This is a genomic window from Luteitalea sp. (assembly GCF_022842525.1).
Classification (GTDB): Bacteria; Acidobacteriota; Vicinamibacteria; order Vicinamibacterales; family Vicinamibacteraceae; genus Luteitalea.
The window spans coordinates 26,931-33,346 of sequence record NZ_JALHPM010000060.1; the positions used below are offsets into that span (position 1 = coordinate 26,931).

The 6,416-nt window shown below is 63.5% G+C and carries 6 protein-coding genes; all 6 read left to right on the forward strand.

All coding sequences use genetic code 11. The annotated features are described in order from the left end of the window. Window positions 1-3: 3 nt before the first annotated feature. Window positions 4-879, forward strand: coding sequence for an XrtA system polysaccharide deacetylase (locus tag Q0C41_RS13810; RefSeq protein ID WP_291984369.1), 876 nt, complete (start codon window positions 4-6; stop codon window positions 877-879). 216 nt (window positions 880-1,095) lie between these two features. Next, the gene (locus Q0C41_RS13815) at window positions 1,096-2,124 is read left to right on the forward strand and encodes a FemAB family XrtA/PEP-CTERM system-associated protein (protein WP_291984370.1); all 1,029 of its coding nucleotides are present in this window, start codon (window positions 1,096-1,098) and stop codon (window positions 2,122-2,124) included. Between the two features lie 31 nt (window positions 2,125-2,155). Further along, window positions 2,156-2,965 carry a hypothetical protein gene (locus tag Q0C41_RS13820; protein ID WP_291984371.1) on the forward strand — a complete coding sequence of 270 codons (810 nt, stop codon included), beginning with the start codon at window positions 2,156-2,158 and terminating at the stop codon, window positions 2,963-2,965. A 214-nt stretch (window positions 2,966-3,179) separates the two neighbouring features. Further along, entirely contained in the window at window positions 3,180-4,070 is an 891-nt protein-coding gene (locus Q0C41_RS13825; RefSeq protein ID WP_291984372.1) for a glycosyltransferase family 4 protein, read from the forward strand. Continuing rightward, entirely contained in the window at window positions 4,067-5,374 is a 1,308-nt protein-coding gene (locus Q0C41_RS13830; protein ID WP_291984373.1) for a hypothetical protein, read from the forward strand. The genes Q0C41_RS13825 and Q0C41_RS13830 overlap by 4 nt, the downstream gene beginning before the upstream one ends. A gap of 108 nt (window positions 5,375-5,482) precedes the next feature. Beyond that, window positions 5,483-6,416 (forward strand): DegT/DnrJ/EryC1/StrS family aminotransferase (locus tag Q0C41_RS13835; RefSeq protein WP_291984374.1); only part of this gene is annotated, 934 nt, incomplete at its 3' end.

Consider the following 6,416-nt stretch of genomic DNA (forward strand, 5'->3'; position numbering starts at 1 on the left):
GCCGTGCTGAACGCCATGACGATCGATGTGGAGGACTACTTCCACGTCTCGGCGTTCGCGGACGTGGTGTCGCAGGACGAGTGGCCGGCCCTGGAGAGCCGGGTCTGCCGGAACACCGATCGGCTGCTCGAGATCCTCGCCGGCGCCGATGTGCGGGCGACGTTCTTCGTACTGGGCTGGGTGGCCGAACGGTTTCCGGAACTCGTCGCCCGGATCCACAGTGCAGGTCACGAACTGGCCTCTCACAGCTACGACCATGGTCTGGTCTACGACAAGACCCCGGAAGCCTTCCGCCAGGATCTGCGACTCGCGAAGGCCTTGATTGAAGACGCTGCGAGTGTCACCGTGCGGGGCTACCGTGCGCCCAGCTATTCCGTGACTGCGCAGTCGCTGTGGGCGCTCGACGTCCTGGTGGAAGAAGGTTACGCCTTCGACTCCAGCATTTATCCGATTCGCCACGACCGCTATGGGATCCCGTCATGGCCACGACACATCCACCGGATCGAGCGACACGGCCGCTCGCTATGGGAGCTGCCAGGTTCGACCGTGCGTTACCTGGGCACCAATCTGCCGATGGGCGGGGGGGGATATTTTCGGCTGCTGCCCTTTGGATGGACCCAGAGGGGTATTCAGCGGCTGAATCAGCGGGAGAACCATCCTGCGATCTTCTACCTGCACCCGTGGGAGATCGACCCTGAACAGCCCCGGCTCCGAGCCCGCGGCATGTCGAGGTTCCGTCACTACCGGAACCTCGACCAGACCGAAGCCAGGCTGCGGCAGCTACTGTCTGAGTTCAGATTCGGTCCGATCAGCGACGTGCTTGCGATCGCTGATGGCTCAGCCGTCGCGCAGCGGGATCAGGCGGTCACTGGCGCGTGACCCTCTGGACGTGAGTCGGGGGAACGGGTACACGTTCGGAACTGGACACATTCGAATATGTGGCGCATCGAGATGAAACGTCGGGGGAATCAGGCTACAGCCCAGTTCTTCGCCTATCAGTACTCGTGACGCTGACCGGACCACTTCCTGGGTTCGGGCAGCCCTGGGCAGAGCCGCTCTGGCCGCAGCTGCACTGAACTTGCCGAATCATTCTGTATGCAGATCATCCGCTGTGACTCGACTCACGATCCGATGTGGAACGAGTTCGTGCAGTCGTCCCCACGGGCCTCGTTCTATCATCGCGCCGAATGGCGCTCGATCAACGAAAGGTGCTTCGGCCATCAGACGGCCTACCTCGGCGCGATGGACCATGGGCGGATTATCGGCATCTTCCCGATTGTCCGCTTGAAGAGCTTGCTCTTCGGCAACATCGCCTGTTCCATGCCTTTCGTGAACTATGGCGGGCCGTGCTCTGCCAGCGACGAGATCGAAGCGCGCCTCATGAGCGCGGGCGCGGCCGTGGCCGACGAATGGGGCGTCGACTACCTCGAAGTCAGGAGCCAGCGCTACCTGAGCGATCGCTACCCTAGCTCCGACCATAAGGTCAGCATGACTATCGCACTCGACCCGGACCCGGAGGCGGTCATGGCCAGGTTCAAGCGTGATCAGCGGGCCGAGATTCGGCGGGCGGCCAAGAACGGGTTCGTGACTAGGTTTGGCCCGGAGCTCGTCGAAGACTTCTACAGGGTGCTGTCATCCAGCTGGCGGGAACTTGGCACGCCCATCTTCGGTATCGGTTACCTGAAAGCCATCCTGGCCGCATTCCCGGACTCGACCCGAATCTGCGTGGTCTACAGCGAAGACGGCCAACCAGCGGCTGCGGCCTTCGATGGCATTCACAACGGCACGGTCGAGGGCATGTGGCTCGGCATGCGCAGCGATTACCGTCGCCAGCTGGTTGGGTACGTGCTGTACTGGGAGCTCATCAAACACGCCTGTGAGAACGGGTGGCGGGTGTTTCACCTTGGCCGCTCTTCGAAAGATTCGGGCGGCGAACAGTTCAAGAAGAAGTGGAACGCCGAGACGCTTCAGCTCTACTGGACTTACGTCCTCCGCACGCGGAAGGAGATGCCGGCTCTCAATCCGGACAACCCGCGCTACCGCATGGCCATCAAGGCCTGGCAGAAGATGCCGGTTGCGGCCACGCAGCTCATCGGACCATTCATCGCCAGGAGCATCCCGTGATCTCAAGTACCGTCATGTCTGGGCGGCTGCAGTGAGCCTTCCGGCCGATCTGCACGTGCGTATCCCGGAGTCTCTGTCCTGGCTGGCCCCGCTGGAGGTTGACGGGCTCATCCGCGTCGGCGGCGAGGCAGACGGCGGCTACGTCGTTCCTGCTGGGCTCCTTCGCAATGCCGAGGTCCTGGTCTCGATGGGACTCGGCCACAACTGGCAGTTCGAGAAGGACGTCAAGGCGTTGAATCGCGGCGTTCGTATCCACGTCTACGACCACACGGTGTCGGACAGACTCTTCGCGAGGCAACTTCTCGCAGAAGTTGCGGGACTTGTTGCCGGTAGAACTTCCCTGGCAACCGTCCGTCGACGGCGGCTGCGACTGAACGACTACCGGGCATTCTTCGGCACCGAGGCGACGCACTTCCGTGAACGCATCCACGATCGCTGCGACAGTCACTCGGTCGACATACCTACGGTGTTAGCGCGCGCAGGCACGGGACGGGTCTTCGTGAAGATGGACATCGAGGGCGGTGAGTACCGTGTCCTCGAGGAAGTGCTGTCATACGCTGATCGCATCCTCGGCCTTGCGGTCGAGTTCCACGATGTCGGACCTTTGCGCCCCGTGTTCGAACGCGTGCTCGAAGCATCCAGGGGCCGCTTCGAGATCGTGCACGTTCACGCAAACAACTTCGCGCCGACCTACCGCGACGGTTTTCCGGAAGCCTGCGAGGTCACTCTGGCGCGCCGGGACCTTGTCCAGGGTACGAAGAGGCGTCGCACCCTGCCCCTGGCTGATCTCGATCGGCCCAACGATCCCCGTTCACCTGACTATCGGCTGTTGTTCGACTGATGGCGGAGGAACTGGCTGTTGAATGGTAAAGGGTGAAAGAATGGTGATGCCCGGGCGACGGCAGCGAACGATTCGCGCCAACATCGTATCGTGGGAAAGTGGCGGCCTTGGCACTGACGTCGGCGTTCTGGCGCGGGCCCTCTCCAGCGCCGGCTGCAGCGTCACCTACAAAGGACGCAGTCACCGAACACCGCGAAGCCGGGCTCACAGTGTCATGATGACGGCCGGGGCGCTTCTCAAGCAGCGGTGGTCGAACGGGACGGGCCGCCCCCTGTTCGATATCAACTTCTTCATCGAGTCAGTGTTCCCGGAACACCTGCCGACGGCCCGTGTGAACTGTCTCTTCGTGCATCCGGAGTGGTTCCGTGACGAGAACCTGGCGCACCTGCCACGTCTGGATTATGTCTTGTGCAAGACGCCGAGTGGCGTCGCGGCGTTCGCCGGGCTGCCCGTAACCTGCCGGAACCTGTCGTTCACGAGCCCCGACAGATGGCTACCCGGCCTGGACCGCAGCGGGCCGCTCCACTGCCTGCACCTTTCGGGGCAGAGTGCCGACAAGGGTACCGAAGCAGTGGTGGAGGCCTGGTCGCGCCACCCCGAGTGGCCATGGTTGACAGTTGTCCGCCGGGCCAGGCGCTACGGCGGCGAAGCCGCCTCACCTCTGCCGCCCCTGCCCAACGTCCGCTACGAGACGGAGTTCGTGCCCGATGACCAGTTGCGACGGCTGCAGAATGGCTGTCAGGTCCACGTCATCCCATCACGGGCCGAGGGCTACGGGCACGTGATCGGAGAGGCGATGAGCTGTGGAGCCGTCGTCGTCACCACCGACGCGCCGCCAATGAACGAACTGGTGGAGGCCGACCGCGGCGTCCTCGTCCGGGTCGAGCGGTCGGAACCCATGCGGCGATCGATGCGCAACTTCGTCGACGTCGGCGATCTCGAGAGCAAGCTGAACGGGGTGTTCGCGATGTCGCCGGAACAGCGGCTGGCCCTCGGCCGCAACGCCCGTGCGTGGTTCGAAGGCCAGCATCGCCGATTCGAGAACGCCCTCGGCGCTTTCCTCGACGATATCTCCGGCCAGATCCACCAGGAGCACACAACGTGAAGATGGTACTGCGTCTCCTCACGACCCTCGCGGTTGTAGCTCTCGGAGCCTTCCTCTATCAGCAGCTCGTGGTCGAAGGCTCGCTAGGTCCCGCCGCGCTGGTCGCCACCGCTGCACTCGGCGGCGTCGTGATGATATTGGTCGCACTGACGATGCTGCTGGACACTCGCCACCGTGGCCTTGTTGGCAATCTGCTCCTGGCCGGCACCGTCACGGTCTTGACTTACCTGGCTGCTGACATCGCGGCCGGCTGGCTGCTGATCGTTCCGCTATCCCCGCCGCTCGTGCCCGATGCCTTCAGGCACCACGCCCTCGTGCCAGACTCGTTCGCGGAGATCCGGCAGCGCGATTTTTCCTATATCCAGCGGGTGAATCACCTTGGGCTCCGGGGCAAAGACATCACGGTCGACAAGCCGCCAGACACGAAGCGAATCCTCATGCTGGGCGACTCGTTCACCATGGGCAAGGGCGTCGAAGAGGACCAGACGTTCTCCGTGCTCGTCGAGCGGGAAATGAGGGAGGCGATGGCGACGTGTGGCGGCGGTGGCGTCGAGGTGCTCAACGGCGGCGTAGACAGCTATGCTCCCGTGCTGTCGTATCTGCAGCTGAAGCGTGACCTGGGACGGTTGTCGCCCGACCTCGTGGTGTTGAATCTCGACAACAGCGATCTCATTCAAGAAGCCGCCTACCGCAGGCAGGCCGTCCGCGATGAAGCCGGTGAGATCATCGCAGTGCCGCAGGTCTGGCAGCAGTCCACCTACGAACGTTTTCTGAGCTGGTCGTCACGACATCTCTTCTTCACTCGGGTTCTGCTCGTCTACGCCAACCGCGCACTTGATCACCGGCGCCTTACCGTGCGGCAGGTCGTGAACGAGGCCGGACGCGAACACTTCGCGCACACCCTCGAGGGTGACGTCGACCGCACCGCGCAGTGGCGCGATGTGTTCGACTCCATCGTTCGAATCAAGCGCCTGGCGGACTCCCTGGGTGCGCGGTTCGTGCTGTCGACATATCCCTGGGCGCACCAGCTCGGCGAGAAGGGCTGGGTGCCCGGCCGCTATGACTACATGGCGAAGGGCGAACGCACCAGCAGCCTGACACGCGATACGGTCCGTGCCCACGCCGCAGCTCTCGGCATCGACGTCTTCGAGGCACAGCCGGTGTTCGAGGCCTATCGAGGGTCAGAGGCTCTGTACTTCGACTACGATCCCCATTGGACGCCAGCCGGACAGCGACTGATGGCTGAAGGGCTGCTGCAATACCTCAGCGAACGCGTGTTGCCGCGTTGGTGCGGTGCGAAATGACGACGCGCGCGATGTGGCAGCCGCGGGAATCGATGCCGCTTCCTGACACAGTCCCACCTTGTGATCCGTCGCCACGGTGTGCCGTCCGGTAGGCCGCGAGGCGCCGCTATGCAACCGACCTTTCGATACGTGGCTCCGGCCGGAGCGCCGATCGGTGCGTTCGACCTTGCTCGCTGGGCGGCGAGGCTACTGTCGGGTGGGGACGTGTCTACCGGGCTGGCAGGGGCACTCAAGTCGCGTCTCGGCGCCGATCAGGTCTTTCTGACATCGACGGGCCGAGCCGGACTGACCATCCTGCTGCAGGCGATGCGGGATCTCGCCCCGCCCGAGCGGAACGAGGTCATTCTGCCGGCATACACATGCTATTCAGTCGCTGCATCGGTGATCAAGGCTGGGTTAGTTCCCAAGGTTATCGACATCTCTGCTAGTACGCTGGACTACGATCGGGAGGAGCTCGAAGCAGCCGACTTCACGCGAGCGCTCGCCTTGGTCGCAACCAATCTTTACGGTCTGCCAAACGACCTCCCGGCGTTGAGCACACTGGCGAAGGCCCGTGGCGTTTTCTTGATCGATGACGCGGCGCAGGCACTCGGCGCCGTCGTTGGGGGACGGCCATCGGGCACATGGGGCGATGCCGGGTTGTACAGTTTCGATAAAGGCAAGAACATCTCCGCGATCGACGGTGGAGCGATCGTCACGCAGTCGCACGATCTTGCGGCCAGTCTGAAACGCCGGATGGACGTGCTGACCTCCGCTGGTCCGAAAGCGGCTGCCATGATGATTGCCAAAACCGCCGTCTACTCAATGATGCTGCGGCCGTGGCTCTACTGGATTCCACATAGCCTGCCGCAGCTTGGGCTCGGCCAGACGGTCTTCACGACCGACTTCCCGCTCGCCAAGCCGACGACGCCAGAGATCGCCCTGGCCCAGACGATGCTCGGCCGCCTCGAGCAATTCACCGCCGCGCGCACGAGCAAGGCCGCCGCCCTGCTCGAAGGCCTCCGCGCGACACACCGTCTGACGCCGATCGAACCGCTCGCCG